The organism is Pseudomonas sp. BB438, from assembly GCF_057180225.1.
Window position 1 is genome coordinate 2,641,845 of the sequence record NZ_CM170001.1, and the last position, 19,600, is coordinate 2,661,444.

The 19,600-nt window shown below is 65.6% G+C and carries 20 protein-coding genes; 17 read left to right on the forward strand and 3 right to left on the reverse strand.

Annotated features, from left to right (window positions below):
• Window positions 1-167 precede the first annotated feature (167 nt).
• From AC1ZV1_RS12295 to AC1ZV1_RS12375, 17 genes are all read left to right on the forward strand, one after another.
• On the forward strand, window positions 168-1,724 hold the full coding sequence (locus tag AC1ZV1_RS12295) for an acyl-CoA synthetase (protein ID WP_484296955.1): 1,557 nt from the start codon (window positions 168-170) through the stop codon (window positions 1,722-1,724).
• 35 nt (window positions 1,725-1,759) lie between these two features.
• Complete coding sequence (locus AC1ZV1_RS12300) at window positions 1,760-2,944, forward strand: lipid-transfer protein (RefSeq protein WP_484296956.1); 1,185 nt, start codon at window positions 1,760-1,762, stop codon at window positions 2,942-2,944.
• A 16-nt stretch (window positions 2,945-2,960) separates the two neighbouring features.
• The gene (locus AC1ZV1_RS12305) at window positions 2,961-3,404 is read left to right on the forward strand and encodes a MaoC family dehydratase N-terminal domain-containing protein (protein ID WP_484296957.1); all 444 of its coding nucleotides are present in this window, start codon (window positions 2,961-2,963) and stop codon (window positions 3,402-3,404) included.
• Window positions 3,405-3,414: 10 nt separating this feature from the next.
• The gene (locus AC1ZV1_RS12310) at window positions 3,415-3,822 is read left to right on the forward strand and encodes a MaoC family dehydratase (RefSeq protein WP_484296958.1); all 408 of its coding nucleotides are present in this window, start codon (window positions 3,415-3,417) and stop codon (window positions 3,820-3,822) included.
• A 15-nt stretch (window positions 3,823-3,837) separates the two neighbouring features.
• Window positions 3,838-4,665 carry an SDR family NAD(P)-dependent oxidoreductase gene (locus tag AC1ZV1_RS12315; RefSeq protein ID WP_484296959.1) on the forward strand — a complete coding sequence of 276 codons (828 nt, stop codon included), beginning with the start codon at window positions 3,838-3,840 and terminating at the stop codon, window positions 4,663-4,665.
• 65 nt (window positions 4,666-4,730) lie between these two features.
• The gene (locus AC1ZV1_RS12320; RefSeq protein ID WP_484296960.1) at window positions 4,731-5,879 is read left to right on the forward strand and encodes an acyl-CoA dehydrogenase family protein; all 1,149 of its coding nucleotides are present in this window, start codon (window positions 4,731-4,733) and stop codon (window positions 5,877-5,879) included.
• A 67-nt stretch (window positions 5,880-5,946) separates the two neighbouring features.
• Entirely contained in the window at window positions 5,947-6,741 is a 795-nt protein-coding gene (locus AC1ZV1_RS12325) for an enoyl-CoA hydratase/isomerase family protein (RefSeq protein ID WP_484296961.1), read from the forward strand.
• 26 nt (window positions 6,742-6,767) lie between these two features.
• Entirely contained in the window at window positions 6,768-8,174 is a 1,407-nt protein-coding gene (locus AC1ZV1_RS12330) for a coniferyl aldehyde dehydrogenase (RefSeq protein WP_484296962.1), read from the forward strand.
• A 9-nt stretch (window positions 8,175-8,183) separates the two neighbouring features.
• Window positions 8,184-9,275 carry a Zn-dependent alcohol dehydrogenase gene (locus AC1ZV1_RS12335; RefSeq protein WP_484296963.1) on the forward strand — a complete coding sequence of 364 codons (1,092 nt, stop codon included), beginning with the start codon at window positions 8,184-8,186 and terminating at the stop codon, window positions 9,273-9,275.
• A 16-nt stretch (window positions 9,276-9,291) separates the two neighbouring features.
• Window positions 9,292-10,269 (forward strand): NAD(P)H-dependent flavin oxidoreductase, encoded by a 978-nt coding sequence (locus AC1ZV1_RS12340; protein WP_484296964.1) that lies wholly within the window; start codon window positions 9,292-9,294, stop codon window positions 10,267-10,269.
• Window positions 10,266-10,706, forward strand: a complete 441-nt coding sequence (locus AC1ZV1_RS12345; RefSeq protein ID WP_484296965.1) for a PaaI family thioesterase — start codon at window positions 10,266-10,268, stop codon at window positions 10,704-10,706. The genes AC1ZV1_RS12340 and AC1ZV1_RS12345 overlap by 4 nt, the downstream gene beginning before the upstream one ends.
• Before the next feature lie 14 nt (window positions 10,707-10,720).
• Window positions 10,721-11,110, forward strand: coding sequence for a Zn-ribbon domain-containing OB-fold protein (locus AC1ZV1_RS12350; RefSeq protein WP_484296966.1), 390 nt, complete (start codon window positions 10,721-10,723; stop codon window positions 11,108-11,110).
• Window positions 11,107-12,258 carry a thiolase gene (locus tag AC1ZV1_RS12355; RefSeq protein ID WP_484296967.1) on the forward strand — a complete coding sequence of 384 codons (1,152 nt, stop codon included), beginning with the start codon at window positions 11,107-11,109 and terminating at the stop codon, window positions 12,256-12,258. The genes AC1ZV1_RS12350 and AC1ZV1_RS12355 overlap by 4 nt, the downstream gene beginning before the upstream one ends.
• A 193-nt stretch (window positions 12,259-12,451) precedes the next feature.
• Window positions 12,452-13,645 (forward strand): acyl-CoA dehydrogenase family protein, encoded by a 1,194-nt coding sequence (locus AC1ZV1_RS12360; protein ID WP_484296968.1) that lies wholly within the window; start codon window positions 12,452-12,454, stop codon window positions 13,643-13,645.
• A gap of 13 nt (window positions 13,646-13,658) precedes the next feature.
• The gene (locus tag AC1ZV1_RS12365) at window positions 13,659-14,798 is read left to right on the forward strand and encodes an acyl-CoA dehydrogenase family protein (protein ID WP_484296969.1); all 1,140 of its coding nucleotides are present in this window, start codon (window positions 13,659-13,661) and stop codon (window positions 14,796-14,798) included.
• Window positions 14,799-14,865: 67 nt separating this feature from the next.
• On the forward strand, window positions 14,866-15,630 hold the full coding sequence (locus tag AC1ZV1_RS12370; protein ID WP_484296970.1) for an electron transfer flavoprotein subunit beta/FixA family protein: 765 nt from the start codon (window positions 14,866-14,868) through the stop codon (window positions 15,628-15,630).
• Entirely contained in the window at window positions 15,630-16,574 is a 945-nt protein-coding gene (locus AC1ZV1_RS12375; RefSeq protein WP_484296971.1) for an electron transfer flavoprotein subunit alpha/FixB family protein, read from the forward strand. Before AC1ZV1_RS12370 ends, AC1ZV1_RS12375 begins: the two co-directional genes overlap by 1 nt.
• A gap of 112 nt (window positions 16,575-16,686) precedes the next feature.
• Here AC1ZV1_RS12375 and AC1ZV1_RS12380 read toward each other — a convergent pair whose 3' ends face one another.
• The 3 genes from AC1ZV1_RS12380 to AC1ZV1_RS12390 form a co-directional block, all read right to left on the reverse strand.
• Complete coding sequence (locus tag AC1ZV1_RS12380) at window positions 16,687-17,211, reverse strand: hypothetical protein (protein ID WP_484296972.1); 525 nt, start codon at window positions 17,209-17,211, stop codon at window positions 16,687-16,689.
• A gap of 73 nt (window positions 17,212-17,284) precedes the next feature.
• A complete protein-coding gene (locus tag AC1ZV1_RS12385; RefSeq protein WP_484297553.1) occupies window positions 17,285-18,442 on the reverse strand; it encodes an IS30 family transposase in 1,158 nt (385 codons plus the stop codon).
• Window positions 18,443-18,599: 157 nt separating this feature from the next.
• On the reverse strand, window positions 18,600-19,571 hold the full coding sequence (locus AC1ZV1_RS12390; protein ID WP_484296973.1) for an alpha/beta hydrolase: 972 nt from the start codon (window positions 19,569-19,571) through the stop codon (window positions 18,600-18,602).
• Window positions 19,572-19,600: the final 29 nt, after the last annotated feature.

Genomic DNA, 19,600 nt, shown 5'->3' on the forward strand with positions numbered 1-19,600 from the left:
AGAGGGGCGATGAAGAGCTGGCACACCACCCTGGCCGACAGAGCGCCCCTCTAGTCCCTTCGAACCATCCGCCAAACCACCGCAGCTTCATCCCTTCGACCGACGCCGCGCCCCACGGGGCTCCCTAGTATCGGACTCACAAGAACAACATCGATTGGAGACCTGCCATGTACCTGACCCAAGGCCTGCAACGCATGCTGCAGCAGGACCCGGACCACGTCGCGACCATCTTCCGCGGCCGCACGCGGACCTTCCGCGAGCAGGGCGAGCGCGTCGCGCGCCTGGCCGCGGCCCTGCAATCGCTGGGCATGCGCAACGGCGACCGGGTCGGCATGCTTGCCCTGAACTCGGACCGCTACCTGGAATACATGCTGGCCACCTGGTGGGGCGGCGGCGTGCTCAACCCGGTGAACATCCGCTGGAGCGTGCCGGAGATCGTCTACTCGCTGGACGACTGCCAGACCGAAATCCTGCTGATCGACGACCACTTCCTGCACCTGGCCGAAGGCATCCGCGCCGGCGCGAAACACGCCCCTGTGCTGGTCCATGTCGGCGACGGCGCGGCGCCCGAGGGCATGCATTCCTTCGAGGGGCTGATCGCGGGCCACGAGGCCGTCGCCGATGCCCTGCGCGGCGGCAACGACCTCGCTTCGATCATGTACACCGGCGGTACCACCGGCCTGCCCAAGGGCGTGATGCAGTCGCATCTGAACCTCTGGTCCTCCGCCGTGGCGCGCATGGCCGAGTATCCGATCGAAGAGCAGTCGCGCACCCTGCATGCCGCGCCGATGTTCCATACCGCTGCCATGGCGCGCTGCATCAGCCAGGTCATCAGCGGTGGTGTCAACGTATTCATCCCGATGTTCGACGCCCTGGAAGTGCTGCAGACCATCGAGCGCGAACGTATCAGCGAGATGCTGCTGGTGCCGACCATGCTGCAGGCGGTGATCAACCACCCGGACTTCGAGCGTCACGACCTCTCCAGCCTCAAGCGCATGGCCTATGGCGCCTCGCCGATCTCGCTGCCCGTGCTGGAGCAGGCGCTGGCCAAGTTCCCCGGCGTCGCCTTCATGCAGGCCTACGGAATGACCGAATCCTCGCCGGTGATCTCGGTCAGCCCGGCCTGGACTCACGAGGCCGTGGGCATCGCCAGCGGCCTGGTGCGCAGCGCCGGGCGCGGCGGCTACGGCGGCCTGGTGAAGATTGTCGATGAGCGGGGCAATGAAGTGCCGCGCGGCACCGTGGGCGAGATCATCGTCTGCGGCCCCAACCTCATGCTCGGCTACTGGAACCGCCCGGAGGAAACCGCCAAGGCCCTGCGCAACGGCTGGCTGCACACCGGCGACGGCGCCTATATGGACGAGCGCGGCTTCCTGTTCATCGTCGATCGCCTCAAGGACATGATCGTGACCGGCGGCGAGAACGTGTACTCCGCCGAAGTCGAGAACGTGGTGGCCCGCCACCCGGCCGTGCAGAGCTGCGCGGTGATCGGCGTCCCCCACGAACGCTGGGGCGAGGCGGTGCATGCGGTGGTGGTGCTGCACGCCGGCAGCGACGTCTGCGCCGACGACATCCGCGCCCACTGCGCCCAGCACATCGCCGGCTACAAGTGCCCGAAATCCGTCGAGTTCGTTGCCGCGCTGCCGCTCTCGGCCGCCGGCAAGGTGCTCAAGCGCGACCTGCGCGCCCCCTACTGGAAAGACCAGAACCGCGCCGTCAACTGACGGTGCGCGACACGCCCATCCCCAAGGAGAACGACATGAGCAATAAAGTAGTGGTGGCCGGCGTCGGCATGATCCCCTTCACCAAGCCGGGTCAGAGCGACGAGTACCACATCATGGGCGCCAACGCGGCCAAGGCCGCCCTGGCCGATGCCGGCATCGACTATGCGCTGGTGCAGCAGGCCTACGTCGGCTACGTCTACGGCGATTCCACCTGCGGCCAGGCCGCGGTGTACGGTGTGGGCCTGACTGGCATCCCGGTGGTCAACGTCAACAACAACTGCGCCACCGGCTCCACCGCGCTGTTCCTGGCGCGCCAGGCCGTGGAAAGCGGCGCGGTGGACTGCGCCATCGCCCTGGGCTTCGAGCAGATGGTGCCCGGCGCACTGAAAGGCGCCTACACCGACCGCACCGGCCCGATGGACCGCTTCGCCAAGACCATGACCCAGGTGCAAGGCTTCGACGAAGCCGCTCCGCGCGCCGCGCAATTCTTCGGCGGTGCCGGGCGCGCCTACATGAAGGAATACGGCATCAGCCGCGAGACCTTCGCCCGCATCCGCGTCAAGGCCAGCCAGCATGCCGCGCGCAACCCGCTGGCGGTGTTCCGCAACGTGGTCAGCGTGGATGAAGTGATGGCTTCGCCGATGATCTTCGACCCGCTGACCCGCCTGCAGTGCTGCCCGCCGACCTGCGGCGCGGCCGCCGCCATCATTTGCTCCGAGGCCTTCGCCAGGAAGCACGGCCTGCGCACCGACGTGGTGATCGCCGCCCAGGCCATGACCACCGACCGCAACAGCACCTTCGACGAAGGCGACATGCGCAAGGTCGTCGGTTACGACATGACCCGCAACGCCGCCAACATCGTGTACGAGAAGGCCGGCGTCGGCCCGCAGGACATCCAGGTCGTGGAGCTGCACGACTGCTTCACCGCCAACGAGCTGATCACCTACGAAGGCCTGATGCTGACCCCGGAAGGCACCGCCGAGAAATTCATCCTCGACGGCGACAACACCTACGGCGGTCGCATCGTCACCAACCCCTCCGGCGGCCTGCTCTCCAAGGGCCACCCGTTGGGCGCTACCGGCCTGGCCCAGTGCTTCGAGCTGACCCGCCAACTGCGCGGCAGTGCTGGCGCCACTCAAGTAGAAGACGCGCGCTTCGCCCTGCAGCACAACCTGGGCCTGGGCGGCGCCTGCGTCGTCACCCTGTTCCAGCGCCAGTGATCCGGGAGCCGCGAGCATGATCGACAAGAGCCATATCGGCGCGGTGGTCTCCAGCCACACGCAACTGGTCGAGGCGGGGCGCCTGCGCTTCTTCGCCAAGGCCACCGGCCAGGCCGACCCGCGCTACAGCGACGAGACCGCCGCCCGTGATGCCGGCTACCCCGGCTTGCCGGTGCCGCCGACCTTCCTCTTCTGCCTGGACATGGAAGCCGGCGGCTCGGGTTCGGTGCTCAAGCGCCTGAACATCGACCTCGGCCGCATCCTGCATGCCGAGCAGGGCTTCACCTACCACCGCATGGCCTACGCCGGCGAGCGCCTGAGCTTCGAGACGAAGATCGTCGACATCTACGACAAGAAGGGCGGCGCCCTGGAGTTCGTGGTGCGCGAGACCCGCGTCAGCAACGCCGCTGGCGAGCTGGTGGCGGAACTGCGCAACAGCCTCGTCGTACGCAACGGATAAGGAGCCGAACGTGAACCTGAATGCAATCGCCGTCGGCGACGAACTGCCGAGCTTCACCACCGACCCGGTAAACCGCACGACCCTGGCGCTGTACTGCGGCGCCTCGGGGGACCACAACCCGATCCACGTCGACATCGACTTCGCGAAGAAGGCCGGCATGCCCGACGTGTTCGCCCACGGAATGCTGTCCATGGCCTACCTCGGCCGGCTGCTGACCAACTGGGCGCCGCAGGAGCGTCTGCGCAGCTACTCGGTGCGCTTCGCCGCGATCACCCAGCTGGGCGACGCCATCACCTGTTCCGGCCGCGTGCTGGAGAAGGACGAGGCCGCCGGCACCCTGCGACTGGAAATCACCACCCGCAACCAGGCGGGTGAAATTAAACTGTCCGGTGAAGCCGTCGTGGCCCTGGACGCCTGAAACAGGAGAACAACAATGAACAACAAACTCGCAGGCCAGGTCGCCATCGTTTCCGGTTCCGGCCGTGGCATCGGTCGTGAAATCGCCCTGAAGCTGCACCGCGACGGCGCCGCCGTGGTGGTCAACGACCTCGACGCGGCACCGGCCGAGGAAGTGGTCGCGCAGATCGTCGCCGAAGGCGGCCGCGCCGTCGCCTGCGTCGGCAGCGTGACCGACAAGGACTTCGGCGAGCGCTTCGTGAAGACCGCGCTGGAGTCCTTCGGCGGCCTCGACATCATCGTCAACAACGCCGGCTACACCTGGGACAACGTGATCCAGAAGATGACCGACCAGCAGTGGGACGACATCATGGAAGTCCACGTGTCTGCGCCGTTCCGCATCCTGCGCGCCGCCTCCGGGCACTTCCGCGAAGCCGCCAAGAAGGAAGCCGAGGAAGGCCGCGAGGTGTTCCGCAAGGTGGTCAACATCTCCTCCGTCTCCGGCGTGATGGGCAACCCCGGCCAGGCCAACTACTCGGCTGCCAAGTCCGCGATCAACGGCTTGACCAAAGCCCTGGCCAAGGAGTGGGGCCGCTACAAGGTGTGCGTCAACAGCGTCGCCTTCGGCCTGATCGAGACCCGCCTGACCTCCGCCGCAGCCGGCGAGGGCGCCACCATCAACGTCGGCGGCCGCGAGCTGAAGGTTGGCATCAGCGAGCAGATGGCGAAGAACGCCGCCGCACTGATCCCCATGGGCCGCGCCGGTACCCCGGAAGAAGCCGCCGGTGGCGTGTACCTGTTCTGCATCCCGGAGTCGAACTACGTCTCCGGCCAGGTGCTGATTGTCGGCGGCGGTCGTCCCTAACCGTCCCTTTGCCGGCCGCCCCGTGCGGCCGGCCTTCTTTCTGAATCGCTTGCCGAGGAGCCGCCATGAGCGCCACTCAATCGCCGTGGATCACCGACGACCTGGTGATCTTCCAGGACTCCATCCGCCGCTTCATCGCCAACGAGCTGGTGCCTCATGAGGAGCGCTGGTGGAAGCAGCAGTACATCGACCGCGACATGTGGCTCAAGGCCGGTGAGTTCGGCATGTTGCTGCCGAGCATCCCTGAACAGTACGGCGGTGGTGGCGGCACCTTCGCCCACGACGCCATCGTCACCCTGGAGCAGAGCCGGGCGATGTGCACAAGCCTGGGCACCAACGTGCACAGCGGCATCGTCGCGCATTACCTGCTGCGCTATGCCAGCGAGGAACAGAAACTCGACTGGCTGCCGAAGATGGCCCGCGGCGAACTGGTGGGCGCCATCGCGATGTCCGAGCCGGGCGCCGGTTCCGACCTGCAGGCGATCAAGACCCGCGCCGTGCGCGACGGCGATGAGTACGTGATCAACGGCTCGAAGACCTTCATCACCAACGGCTACCACGCCGACCTCATCCTGGTGGTGGCCAAGACCGACCCGGAGAAGGGTGCCAAGGGCACCTCGATCATCGTGGTCGAGACCAAGGACCTGGCCGGCTTCCGCCGTGGCCGCATCCTGGAAAAGATCGGCCAGAAGGGCCAGGACACCACCGAGCTGTTCTTCGACGACGTGCGCGTGCCGGCCAGTAACCTGCTGGGCCCGGAGGAGGGCAAGGGCTTCGTCCAGCTGATGCAGCAACTGCCGCAGGAACGCATGATCATCGCCCTTGGCGCGCTGGCCACCATGGAGCGCGCGGTGGAAGAGACCGCCGAATACGTGCGCAGCCGCAAGGTGTTCGGCCAGACCCTGCTGGACCTGCAGAACACCCGCTTCAGGCTCGCCGAGTGCAAGAGCATCGCCACCATCGCCCGCGCCTTCGTCGACGATTGCATGGTCAAGGTGCTCAAGGGCGAGCTGTCCGGCGAGACCGCGGCGATTGCCAAGTGGTGGAGCACCGAGCAGAACTGCAAGGTGATCGACGAATGCCTGCAGCTGCACGGCGGTTACGGCTACATGCTCGAGTACCCCATCGCGCGGATGTACGCCAACGCACGGGTGGGCCGCATCTTCGGCGGCTCCAACGAAATCATGAAGGAAATCATCGCCCGCACCCTGTGATGCGGGTGGGCCGGGCCGCCGCGTGCGGGCCGGCCATTCCCGCCGGGATGCCTGCTGCGAGGTACGCATGTCGAGCATCGAACTCAGCATCGAAGACGGACTGGCGCGCCTGACGCTGGCCAATCCGGAGCGCAAGAACGCTCTGTCCACGGTGATGGTCGCCGAACTGATCGACGCGCTCACCGCCCTGCGCCGCAACCCGGAGGTGCGCGCACTGCTGCTGTCCGGCGCTGGCGGGGCGTTCTGCTCCGGCGGCGACGTCAGCAGCATGGGCGGCACGCCCGAAGCCGGCGCGGTACGCATGCGCATGGCGGAGACCAACCGCCTGCTCGCTGCCCTGGCCGACTTCGATCGCCCGGTGGTCGCATTGGTGGACGGCGTGGCCTACGGCGCCGGCTTCAGCCTGGCGCTGGCCGCCGACTTCGTCATCGCCAGCGAGCGTGCGCGCTTCTGCATGGCCTTCGCCCGCATCGGCCTGGTGCCGGACCTGGCCGCCTCCTGGCTGTTGCCGCGCCTGGTCGGCATGCAGCGCGCCCGCGAGATCATCTATTCCGCCCGCGAGATCGGCGCCACCGAAGCCGTACAGCTGGGCATCGCCCTGGAAACCCACGAAGGCTCGCGCGCCGTTGAACGCGCCGAGGAGCTGGCCTGTGCGCTGACCCGAATGTCGCCGCCGGCCTTCGCCATGAGCAAGCGCCTGCTGGCCCGCAGCTTCGAGAACGACCTGGCCACCCAGCTCGATGCCGAAGCCGCCGCCCAGGCCGTGGCGCTCACGTCCGGCTACGTGAAGGAAGCCTCCGCGCGCTTCCTGCGCAAGGAAGCCCCGCACTACCAGTGGCCGACCCGGCTCGACGACGAATAACCACAAGAGTCCATCAGGAGACCCCCATGACCCAGACCAGCCCCGGCGCCGCCATCCGCGCCGTGCTCGACCGCCAGCGCGCCGCGCACCTGTCCAGTGAACCGATGAGCGCAGAGCGGCGCATCGAGCTGATCGACCGCGCCATCGACCTGCTGGTCGATCATCAGGACGAGATAATCGCCGCCGTGCGCGCCGACTTCGGCCAGCGCAGCGACGACTTCTCCCGCGTGGTGGAAGTGCTCTCGCCGCTCATGAGCCTGAAGCTGACCAAGGCCCAGCTCGCCACCTGGATGCAGCCCGAATCGCGCCACTGCGAGCGCGGCGAGGCGTGGGTGGAGTACCAGCCGCTGGGCGTGGTGGGCATCGTCACGCCGTGGAACTTCCCGGTGAACATGGTCTTCACCGGCCTCGCCGGGGTGCTGGCCGCGGGCAATCGCGCGATCATCAAACCCTCGGAGTTCACCCCGCACAGCTCGGAACTGATCGCCCGGATGATCGCCTCGGTGTTCGCCGAAGACGAAGTCGCGGTGATAACCGGCGGGCCGGAAGTCGGCCAGGCGTTCTGCGCCCAGCCCTTCGACCACCTGCTGTTCACCGGCGCCACCAGCATCGGCCGCCAGGTGATGCGCGCCGCCGCCGAGAACCTGGTGCCGGTGACCCTGGAACTGGGCGGCAAGTCGCCGACCATCATTTCCCGCTCGGCCGACTTCCAGGCCGCGGTGCAGAAGATCATCGCCGGCAAGCTGCACAACGCCGGGCAGATCTGCCTGGCGCCGGACTACGTGTTCGTCCCAGAGGAGTCGCTGGACGACTTCATCGCCAGCGCCCGCGAAGCGGTCGCACGCATCTACCCGAGCCTGCGCGACAACCCGGACTACACCTCGGTGATCAACGTCCGCCACCAGCAGCGCCTGCAGGGCTACCTGGACGAAGCGCGCGCCGCCGGCATTGAACTGATCGAACTGAACCCTGTCGGCGAGGACTTCGCCGCGCAAACCGGGCACAAACTGGTGCCGACCCTGCTGCGCAACCCCGGCGACGCGCTGAAGGTGATGCAGGACGAAATCTTCGGCCCGCTGTTGCCGATAAAGCCGTACAAGGACATCGGCGAGGTTATTGACTACATCAACGCGCACCCGCGTCCGCTGGGCCTGTACTACTTCGGCAGCGATGCCGACGAGCAGGCGCTGGTGCTACGCCGCACCACTTCCGGCGGGGTGACCCTCAATGACGTGATCAAGCACGTCGGCGTCGAGAGCCTGCCTTTCGGTGGCGTCGGCCCCTCGGGCATGGGCGCCTACCACGGCCGCGATGGCTTCCGCACTTTCAGCCACGCCAAGGCGGTGTTCAAGCCCGCCGACGGCCCGGACCTGATGCGCCCACCCTATGTCGAGCCGGTGCGCCAGGCCGTCGCCGCCATGATCACCCGCTGAGGAGCCGCCATGAAAGCCGCTGTACTGCGCCAACCGGGCACGCCGCTCTGCATCGAAGAGGTCGCCATCGGCAAGCCCGGCCCGCGCGAGGTGCTGATCCGCACCCGCGCCGTCGGCCTGTGCCATTCCGACCTGCATTTCATCGAGGGCGCCTATCCCTGGCCGCTGCCGGTGATCCTCGGCCACGAGGCCGCCGGCGTCGTCGAGCAGGTGGGCCCGGAAGTGCGCTCGGTGAAGCCGGGCGACCACGTCGTCACCTGTCTTTCGGCCTTCTGCGGGCACTGTCCGCACTGTGTGTCCGGGCACCTGTCGCTGTGCGTGTCGCCGGAAACCAAGCGCGGCAAGGATGAGCCGCCGCGCCTGAGCGATATCGCCAGCCTCAAGCCGGTGAACCAGTTCATGAACCTCTCGGCCTTCGCCGAACAGATGCTGGTGCACGAGAACGCCTGCGTCGCCATCCGCCGCGACATGCCGCTGGACCGCGCTGCCGTGCTCGGTTGCGCGGTGATCACTGGCACCGGCGCAGTGTTCAATACCGCCCAGGTACGGCCGGGCGAGACCGTTGCCGTGATCGGCTGCGGCGGCATCGGCCTGTCGACCATCAATGGCGCGGCGTTGGCCGGGGCAGGGCGGATCATCGCCATTGATCGGCTGGACTCCAAGCTGGAACTGGCGAAGACCTTCGGCGCCACCGACGTGATCAACGCCGCCGATGGCGACGCCGTGCAGCAGGTGCAGGAGCTGACCCGTGGCGGCGTGCAGCACGCCTTCGAGTGCATCGGCCTGAAGCAGACCGCCGAGCAGGCCTTCGCCATGCTCGCGCGCGGCGGCAGCGCCACGGTGATCGGCATGATCAAGCCCGGCGTGAAGCTGGAGCTGAGCGGCCTGGACTTCCTGGCCGAGCGGCGCATCCAGGGCTCGTTCATGGGCTCCAACCGCTTCCCGGTGGACCTGCCGAGGCTGGTGGACTTCTACCTGCAGGGCCGGCTGAAACTCGACGAGCTGATTTCCCAGCGCATCGATCTTGAGCAGATCAACCAGGGCTTCGACGAGCTGCGCCGGGGCGAACTGGCGCGCTCGGTCATCGTCTTCGACCAGTGAAACGCGGAGCAACCCCATGAAAACACGCATTACCGAACTGCTCGGCATCCGCTACCCGATCATCCAGGGCGGCATGATGTGGGTGGGCCGCGCCGAAATGGCCGCCGCCGTCTCCAATGCCGGTGGCCTGGGCATCCTCACCGCGCTGACGCAGCCGACGCCGGGGGCGCTGGCCGCCGAGATCGAGCGCTGCCGCACCCTTACCGACAAGCCTTTTGGCGTCAACCTGACCCTGTTGCCGTCGATCAACCCGCCGCCCTACGAGCGCTACCTGGACGTGATCATCGCCAGCGGCGTGAAAGTGCTGGAGACCGCCGGCAACAACCCCGGCGAGTACATCGCCCGGGCCAAGGCTGCCGGCATGACGGTGATCCACAAGTGCGTCGCCGTTCGCCATGCGTTGAAGGCACAGAGCCTGGGCGTTGACGCCGTGTCCATCGACGGTTTCGAGTGTGCCGGGCATCCGGGTGAGGACGACGTGTCCGGCCTGGTATTGATCCCGCTGGCGGCACGTCGCCTGCAGGTGCCGGTGATTGCGTCCGGTGGCATTGCCGATGGCGAGGGCATGGCCGCCGCCCTGGCCCTGGGCGCCGAAGGAGTGAACATGGGCACGCGCTTCTGCGCCACCCGGGAGGCGCCGATCCACGAGAACATCAAACGCGCGCTGCTGGGCGCCACGGAGCGCGATACCCGGCTGATCTTCCGCACCCTGCACAACACCGCGCGGGTGCTGCGCAACCCGATCTCCGAGGAAGTGGTGAGCATCGAGAAGCGCGGCAACGCGCAATTCGAGGACATCCGCCACCTGGTGGCCGGCGCCCGTGGCCGTGCGGCGCTGGAGAGCGGCGCGGCGGACGACGGCATCGTCACCGCCGGGCAGTGCGTCGGCCTGATCGATGATATTCCGAGCTGCGCCGAACTGCTGGAGCGCATGGTCAGCGACTGCCGTGCCGCGCTGGGCCGCGCCCAGGCTTATCTGGGGGCCGAAGCATGAACGCCGAGACTCGCCTGGAGGAGGGTGTGCCAGCCGGTTTCCTGCCGATGGCCCGCCCCGGCTTCGTCAACAACTGCCAAGGCGTCTACGTGAACCTTGAGCGCCGCGTGGTGGCGGCACGCATCCTTGAGGAGCATCTGAACCCGCTGGGCATCGCCCACGGCGGATTTCTCGCCACCCTGGCCGATACCGGCTTCGGCACGGCGATCAAGCTGACCGCCGGCACGGAATTGCCACCGGCCACCATCAACCTGGACATGGACTATCTGAGCCCGGCGTTGCCGGGGCGCTGGATCGAAGTCCGGGTGCAGATCCACAAGCTCGGCCGCAGCATCAGCGTGGCCAGCTGCGACCTGCTCGACGGCGACAAGCTGGTGGCGCGCGGCAAGGGCACCTTCATCAACAACACGCGCAGCCTGCACGGCCGGACGCAATGAACCAGGAGCCAGCCATGGCCGAGAATCTCCCAGCCGCCGCGCCCGTCGGGCCGGAGGTGCAGTACCAGCGGTTCCTCCAGCAGGGCCGTTTCATGATCCAGCGCAGCACCGCAACTGGCCGCCACGTGTTCTACCCGCGCGTGGCGGTCCCTGGCAGCGGCGAGACCGACCTGGAATGGGTCGAAGCCGCCGGCACCGGGCGCATCTACGCCATCACCGTGAATCGCTCGCGCAACGCCAGCCACAACGTGGCGCTGATCGACCTGGACGAAGGCGTACGCATGATGGCGCGTATCGAAGGCCGCGAGACCGCGCCCATCGGCAGCCGGGTGAAAGCGCGAGTGATCGAGGAAGACGGGCAGGCGCTCGTGGTGTTCGACGTGATCGATGAGGTGCGGGCATGAATGCGTCCCTTCGCGGCAAGACCGCCATCGTCGGCATCGGCAGCGCCGGGATCGGCGAGGCCCACGGTTTCAGCGCCATGGAACTGCTCGGCCAGGCTTCGCTGAAGGCCATCGCCGACGCCGGGCTGAAACTCTCCGACGTCGACGCGGTGTTCTCCGCCTCCAGTTCCCATGCCTTCCCGACGCTCTCGGTGTGCGAGTACCTGGGCATCAAGCCCAGGTTCGTCGACGGTACCAACGTCGGTGGCTCCAGCTTCGAGTGGCACCTGCTGCAGGCCACCCTGGCGCTGCAGGCCGGCCTGTGCGACGTGGCGCTGATCTGCTACGGCTCCAACCAGCGCACCGCCGGTGGCAAGCTGGTGTCGATGAGCGAGCCGCAGTGGCACGAGACGGCCTACAAGCCGCGCCACCCGATTACCTCGTACGCGTTGGCAGCCAGCCGGCACATGCATCAGTACGGCACCACCCGCGAGCAACTGGCGGAAGTGGCGTTGGCCGCGCGCGGCTGGGCCAACCTCAACCCGGAAGCCTTCGCCCGTGGCCCGCTGAGCATGGACGACGTGCTGGCTGCGCGGATGGTCAGCGACCCGCTGAGCGCCGCCGACTGCTGCCTGGTCACCGATGGTGCCGGCGCCTGCGTGATGGTCCGCGCCGACCGCGCCCGCGACCTGCCGAACAAGCCGGCGTACTTCCTCGGCGCCGGCGGCGCGCAGTGGCACCGTTCGGTGGTGTGCATGCCGGACCTGACCGTCACCGCCGCCTCGGAGAGCGGCCCGCGCGCCATGCAGATGGCCGGCGTGAGCCACGCCGACATCGACCTGGTGATGCTCTACGACGCCTTCACCATCAACACCATCCTCTTCCTCGAAGACCTCGGGTTCTGCCCGAAGGGCGAGGGCGGGCGCTTCGTCCAGGGCGGACGCGTCGCCCCCGGCGGCGAGCTAGCGGTGAATACCAACGGCGGCGGGTTGTCCTGCGTGCATCCGGGAATGTACGGGATGTTCCTGATCCTCGAAGCGGTGACGCAGATTCGCGGCCAGGCAGGTGCACGACAGTTGAAGAAGGCTGATATCGCCCTGCTGCATGGTAATGGAGGAACGCTGTCGAGCCAGGTGACGGCGTTCCTTGGGAGCGAGGCAGCGCTCTGATCTAACGCCTACAAATGACAAAAGCCCGCCCGGCCTTGCCGTGCGGGCTTTTCGCTTCTTGTGCCGGCCAGAAAATCCCCTCCGAAATTGGTCCGAACGAACTACAGCCAGCCCCGCGCCACGTCCCGATACTCGACAGTGAACCCCGCCGTGAAAGCGGCCCACAAGAACAACAGGTCTGAGGAACGCCTCGATGGACATCCACTACACGCCCGAAGAACTGGCCTTCCGCGAGGAAGTGCGGGCCTTCCTGCGCGACAAGCTGCCGGCTGAACTGGCCGCCAAGGTCAAGCTCGGCAAGCGCCTTTCCAAGGAAGACAACGTCTTCTGGATGCGCACCCTGAACGATCGCGGCTGGCATGCCTCCCTCTGGCCGGTGGAATACGGCGGCACCGGCTGGAGCGTGGTGCAGAAGTACATCTTCGAGGAAGAGTGCGCGATCTTCGGCGCGCCGCGCGTGTTGCCGTTCGGCGCGGTGATGGTCGGCCCGGTGATCATCAACTTCGGCACCGAGGAACAGAAAGCCTACTTCCTGCCGCGCATCCTCGACATGACCGACTGGTGGGCCCAGGGCTATTCCGAGCCGGGTTCCGGTTCCGACCTCGCCAGCCTGAAGACCCGCGCTGTGCGTGAGGGCGAGCACTACATCGTCAACGGCCAGAAGACCTGGACCACCATGGGCCAGCACGCCGACTGGATCTTCTGCCTGGTGCGCACCGACCCGCAGGCCAAGGCCCAGCGCGGCATCAGCTTCCTGCTGATCGACATGAAGACCCCCGGCATCACCGTGCGCCCGATCATCACCCTGGACGGCGAGCACGAGGTCAACGAAGTCTTCTTCGACAACGTCAAGGTGCCGGTCGCCAACCTGGTGGGCCAGGAAAACGACGGTTGGACCTGCGCCAAGTACCTGCTGACCCACGAGCGCACCGGGCTTGCCGGCATCGGCTTCTCCAAGCAGTTGCTGCGCCAGCTCAAAGGCATCGCGGCACGCGAGCGCAAGGGCGGCAAACCGCTGATCGACGATCCGCTGTTCCGCGCGCAGATCGCCGAGTTGGAAATGCAGCTGATGGCCGCCGAGATGAGCAATCTGCGCATTCTTGCCGCCGCCCGCGAAGGCGGTGGCAGCGGCGCGGAAAGCTCGATCCTCAAGGTCCGTGGCACCGAGATCCGCCAAGCGATCACCCATCTGTTGCGCAAGGCCGTCGGCCCCTATGCGCTGCCGTTCCTCGAAGAGGAAATGGAAGCCAGCTCGGGCGACCTGCTGCACACCGACTACAGCGCTACTGCCGCCAGCCAGTACTTCATCATGCGCAAGCTCTCGATCTACGGCGGCTCCAACGAAATCCAGAAGAACATCGTTTCCAAAGTGAACCTCGGACTCTGAGAGGCAGCCGACCATGGACTTCAAACTCAATGAAGAGCAGCAGATGCTGCAAGACACGGCCGCGCGTCTGGTACGTGACGCTTACGGATTCGAACAACGCGAGGCCTATCGACGCAGCGAGTTGGGCTACAGCGCCGACTTCTGGCGCCAGCTCGGTGAGCTGGGCCTGACCGGCGTGTCCCTGCCCGAAGCCTACGGCGGCTTCGGCGGTGGCGTGGACAGCATGCTGGTGCACACCGAGCTGGGCCGAGGCCTGTGTCTGGAGCCTTACCTGCAATCGGTGGTGTTCGCCGGCGGCCTGCTGGCCCAACTGGGCAGCGACGCGCAGAAGGACCAGCTGCTGACACGCGTCGCCAGCGGCGAGCTGCAACTGGCGGTGGCCTTCGAGGAACCGCAGAGCCATTACGAACTGAACAGCGTGGCCACCCGCGCCGAGCCGGTGAACGGCGGCTGGCGTCTGACCGGGCGCAAGGTCGCGGTGATCGGCGGGCACAGCGCCGAGCTGATCCTGGTGTCGGCCCGCGTCGCCGGCGGCGAGCATGACGAGCCGGGCATCGGCCTGTTCCTCCTCGACCCGGCCGAAGCCGGCGTGAAGCGCCGCGTCTACCCGACCGCCGACGGCCTGAAAGCCTGCGAGCTGCATCTGGACGGCGCCTTCATCGCCAGCGAGCAGGTACTGGGCGAGCCGGGCCAGGCTTTCGACGCGCTGCGCTACCAGCAGGGTCGAGCCATCGCCGCGCAGTGTGCCGAGGCGGTGGGTGCCATGGAAGCCACTTGCGAGCTGTCCCTGGAGTACCTGAAGACTCGCAAGCAGTTTGGTGTCGCCATCGGTTCCTTCCAGGTCCTGCAGCACCGCATGGTGGATATGCGCGCCGAACTGGACCAGGCCAGCAGCATGGCGATCCTCGCCGCCTGCGTCGCCGACCAGCCCGACAGCGCCGAACGCAGTCGCGCCCTGGCGGCCGCCAAGTACATCGTTACCCGCGCCGGGCGGTTCATTTCCGAGCAATGCATCCAGCTGCACGGCGGCATCGGCCTGACCGACGAGTACCTGGGTTCGCACTACGCCAAGCACCTGGTGATGATCAGCCACCAGTTCGGCGACGACGACCATCACCTGCAGGCATTCGCCGGCCTGATGGAAGTAGCCTGAGTTCATCCCCCCAAAGAGTCACCCCTTGTTCCGGGCCGCAAGGCCCGGTTTTTTCCAGGAGTCCCCGATGAAAGTCCTCGTAGCCGTCAAGCGCGTGGTTGACTATAACGTCAAGGTTCGCGTCAAGGCGGACAACTCCGGCGTCGATCTCGCCAACGTCAAGATGTCCATGAACCCCTTCTGCGAAATTGCCGTGGAAGAGGCTGTGCGCCTGAAAGAGAAAGGCGTCGCCACCGAGATTGTTGCGGTCTCCGTCGGCCCGACCGCTGCACAGGAGCAACTGCGTACCGCGCTGGCTCTGGGTGCCGATCGCGCCATCCTCGTTGAGGCCGTCAAGGGTGAGGGCAACGAAGAACTGAGCTCCCTGGCCATTGCCAAGGCGCTGAAAGCCATTGTCGACAAAGAGCAGCCGCAGCTGGTGATCCTCGGCAAGCAGGCCATCGACAGCGACAACAACCAGACCGGCCAGATGCTGGCTGCGCTGACCGGCTACGCCCAGGGCACCTTCGCCTCCAAGGTCGAAGTCGCTGGTGACAAGGTCAACGTCACCCGTGAAATCGACGGCGGCCTGCAGACCGTTGCCCTGAACCTGCCGGCAATTGTCACCACCGACCTGCGCCTGAACGAGCCGCGCTACGCGTCGCTGCCGAACATCATGAAGGCGAAGAAGAAGCCGCTGGACGTCCTCACTCCCGATGCGTTGGGCATCTCCACGGCCTCGACCGTGAAGACGCTCAAGGTGGAGGCGCCCGCTGCGCGCAGCGCCGGTATCAAGGTGAAGTCGGTGGCCGAACTGGTCGAGAAACTGAAGAACGAAGCGAAGGTGATCTGATGGCAGTCCTGGTTGTTGCAGAACATTCCAATGGCGCGCTGAGTGCCGCGACGCTGAATACCGTTGCGGCCGCGCAGAAGATTGACGGCGAAATCAGCGTGCTGGTCGCTGGCCAGAACATCGGTGGCGTGGCCGAAGCCGCTGCCAAGATCGCCGGTGTTTCCAAGGTGCTGGTCGCCGACAACGCTGCCTATGCTCACCAACTGCCGGAGAATGTGGCTCCGCTGATCGCAGCTCTCGTAAAGGAGAGTGGGGGCAACGGCTACAGCCACGTGCTGGCTGCCGCCACCACCAACGGCAAGAACTTCCTGCCGCGCGTTGCCGCCCTGCTGGACGTCGACCAGATTTCCGAGATCACCGACGTGGTCAGCGCCGACACCTTCAAGCGCCCGATCTATGCCGGCAACGCCATCGCGACCGTGCAGTCCTCGGCTGCCGTCAAGGTCATCACCGTGCGTGGCACCGGCTTCGACGCCGTCGCTGCCGAAGGTGGTTCCGCCGCTGTTGAAGCCGTTTCCGGCCCGGCTGACGCCGGCAAGTCTGCCTTCGTTGGCGAAGAGCTGGCCAAGTCCGACCGTCCGGAACTGACCGCTGCCAGGATCGTCGTTTCCGGCGGGCGCGGCATGGGCAATGGCGACAACTTCAAGATCCTCTACGCCCTGGCCGACAAGCTGGGCGCTGCCGTCGGTGCTTCCCGTGCTGCCGTTGACGCTGGCTTCGTGCCGAACGACATGCAGGTCGGCCAGACCGGCAAGATCGTCGCTCCGCAGCTGTACGTGGCGGCCGGCATCTCCGGCGCCATCCAGCACCTGGCGGGCATGAAGGACTCGAAAGTGATCGTTGCGATCAACAAGGACGAAGAGGCGCCGATCTTCCAGGTCGCCGACTACGGCCTGGTTGCCGATCTGTTTGACGCGGTTCCGGAGATTCAAGCCGCAATCTGACTGCACTCAGAACGAGGCAGAGATGCCTCGTTTGGTTGGATGGCCTGTTACAAACCATCTGAATGTCCGGCTATGGCTACCCAGGTGAGAGGCAGCTACCGCCCCATAGCAGTCACTCGGTAGATGTTACGAAGCGGGTATCGATACCGAGACACGGTGAGGGCTGCGAGTTGATGAGGACGGCTGCTTCATCTCCGTTGTTCAGAAAGACTAAGTAGTCACCGGTCTCAAAAGAAACTCTAAATCCGACCAGCCGAGACTCCTGTCCAGTCGCAGTATCGAGCACCCCCTCGACGTCGCGAACGATCGCTCCCTCCAGATGATCCGCCGATAAGCCAGCAAGGAGGTTTTCTCTCTTCCAAGCGCAAGAAGCGTTGGGCTCTATCTCGAAGGAGACAGGCGTATCAAGCGGTAATGGGTCCGCTCCAACGCTCTCGCCATCACTCAAGAGGTACATGGATAAAACCTCACCTTCGCCGAAGCACCACTCAAGAAAGCCCACGTAACCTGGGTCTTTCTCGCCATTGAAATAGTATTGGTCATGCCACAGCGCGCTCAGTCGTTTGCCCATAAGCAAGCGGGCGTCGCGTAGATCTCGCGCGGCTCTGTGGGATGAAAACGAAAGGCGGCCAGACATCAGGTTGCTCTCGTGGGGCAGATTGACAATAGATACTACACAGGCCTCAGAACGTCCGCTTCTGGCTGTGGATTCAACCGATCGACGCAACAGCCTGGTTAAAACACTCGGCAGGGGTCGAGTACCCCAGGGTCTTTCTGGGTCGCTCGTTCAACCGCCGAGCGACCTTGTCCAGCGCGTCCTGCGAGTACAGCGAGAGATCAGTTCCCTTCGGAAAGTACTGCCGTAGCAGGCCGTTGGTGTTCTCGTTCGTCCCGCGCTGCCAAGGGTTCTGTGGGTCACAAAAGTAGACCTGGATATCCGTCGCCAGAGTGAATCGCTTGTGAGCAGCCATCTCCTTGCCTCGATCCCAGGTCAGGGATTGGTAGAGCTCCTGAGGCAATCGCTGAACATTCTCGATCAGTGCATTCACCACTGTCTCGGTGTCCTTTCCATTCACTTTCACCAGCATCACATAGCGGCTGTGGCGCTCAACCAGCGTGACGATCTGACTGTTTTTGCTGCCGCACAACAAATCGCCTTCCCAGTGTCCTGGTACTGCACGATCTTCAACGATGGCCGGCCGCTCGCTGATGGAAGTCGTATCGCTGATACGGCCATGGTTACCGGTTTTCTGGGTGTGATGACGTGACCGGCGCATAGCACGACTACGGCGCAGATACTCCAGTAATTCTTTCCTCAATGCGCCACGGGCCTGGATGAAGAGGCTGCGGTAGATGGTCTCGTGCGACACCTGGTAGGCCACGTCCGGGTAAGTACGCTTCAACCACCCAGCGATCTGCTCGGGCGACCACTGGATCTGAAGCTTCTCCGCAACAAGCTGCGCCAACTTTGGGGACTGGACAAGCTTGCAAAGCTTTGGGCGACGAGCCCTGTCCCATGCCGCCTGATCAGCCTGGTTGGCACGGTAGCTTCGACAACCACCGTTACGGCTGATCTCGCGGCTGATGGTGGATGGAGCTCGTTCCAGGCGCATCGCTATATGCCGAATCGACTGGCCAACAGCAAGTGCTCTCGAAATCTCCTCGCGCTCAACCAGTGTTAGCGCCAATCTGGAACGTCGTCGGGCGATTGGGCGGATGCCCCCTGTCTCCGCAAGAATCCCTTGGATCGAGGAGTGGTTCCGATCGAACAGCTGCGCAATCTGCTGGAGCGAGTCACCTGCCTTCCAGCGATCCCACATCAAGGCCTTCTGGCTTTCGGTGTAGTAGATCCGAGGTCTTTGCTTCATCTGCAACACTCCTCCTTTACACAGGGTTCAGTGTGTTGCGTTCACCGGTTGAATCCACAGTCGGTAGCTGCCTCTCGCCAGCGGCAGAAATAGGCCAAATGAGACGTTGAGAATTGACCAGCGCGAGGACCGCTTCGAACTGCATCTACAAGACTGCTCATCCCTGCGTTGGTCGCTCGGCTTCGTGCCTGGTTAGGACCCGCTCGATGAACACTAGGATTGCCTCGTTCATCTGCCCCAGGCCGGGTTCTTCCAGCGGGTAATGCCCGGCGTTGTCGAGCAGCCGGGTGGTCACTTCGACGCGGTGCAGGCGCTGCAGGAAGGGCTGGCTCAGCGCGAGCGGGGTCCAGCGGTCGGCCGCCGGCTGGGTCAGCAGGACCGGGCAGACGTCGAAGGCCTCCGGCTCGATGGCTGGCGCGTAGCCCAGATAAGAACTGAGGAAGCGCAGGCTGGCCCAGTTGCCGGCCGAGGTGCGGTCCTTCAGGCAGGCCTTCAGCGCGGCGCGGTCATTGACCAGCGTGTGCATCTTGCTCGCCAGCCACATCGGCATCTTCAGCCCGGCCAGCGGTGTGCGCGCCAGCAAGTGGATCATCGGAATGCCCAGGCGGCCCATCAGCGGGGTGAGGGCGGTCTGTTCGCGCACCTGCGCAACGCGCTGATCGAGGAAGGTCATACCGACGATGCCCGCCACGCGCCGGTTCAGGGCGGCTGCATGGTAGGTGAGCATGCCGCCCGCGCTCAGGCCGTAGAGGAAGATCGGCCGCGGATCACGGGCACGTTCGTATTCAATGAAGTCGTTGGCCAGTTCCACCCAGGTGTCGTAGCGCACCTGGGCGCCGGTCGCGACCTTCGTTTCGCCATAACCGGGCATGTCGATGGCCACCGTCTCCAGCCCTTGCCGTGCCAGCGGCAGGCCAACGATGGTGGACATCTGCCGGCCATTGGTGCCGACGCCATGGAACAGGATGACGCGGGCCGGCGCCGACGGGTTGGCGTAGCGGTCCAGGTGGACTTGGTGCCCGCGCCATTTCCAGTACTCTTCCCTGGGCGCATTGCCGGCGTCAATGCGGTAAGTGGGCGGCAGGAAGCTCTGTATCGCCTGCCATTGGGTCTGATCTGAATAGCTCATCGACGTCCTCGCACTGGACAAGGGGAGTG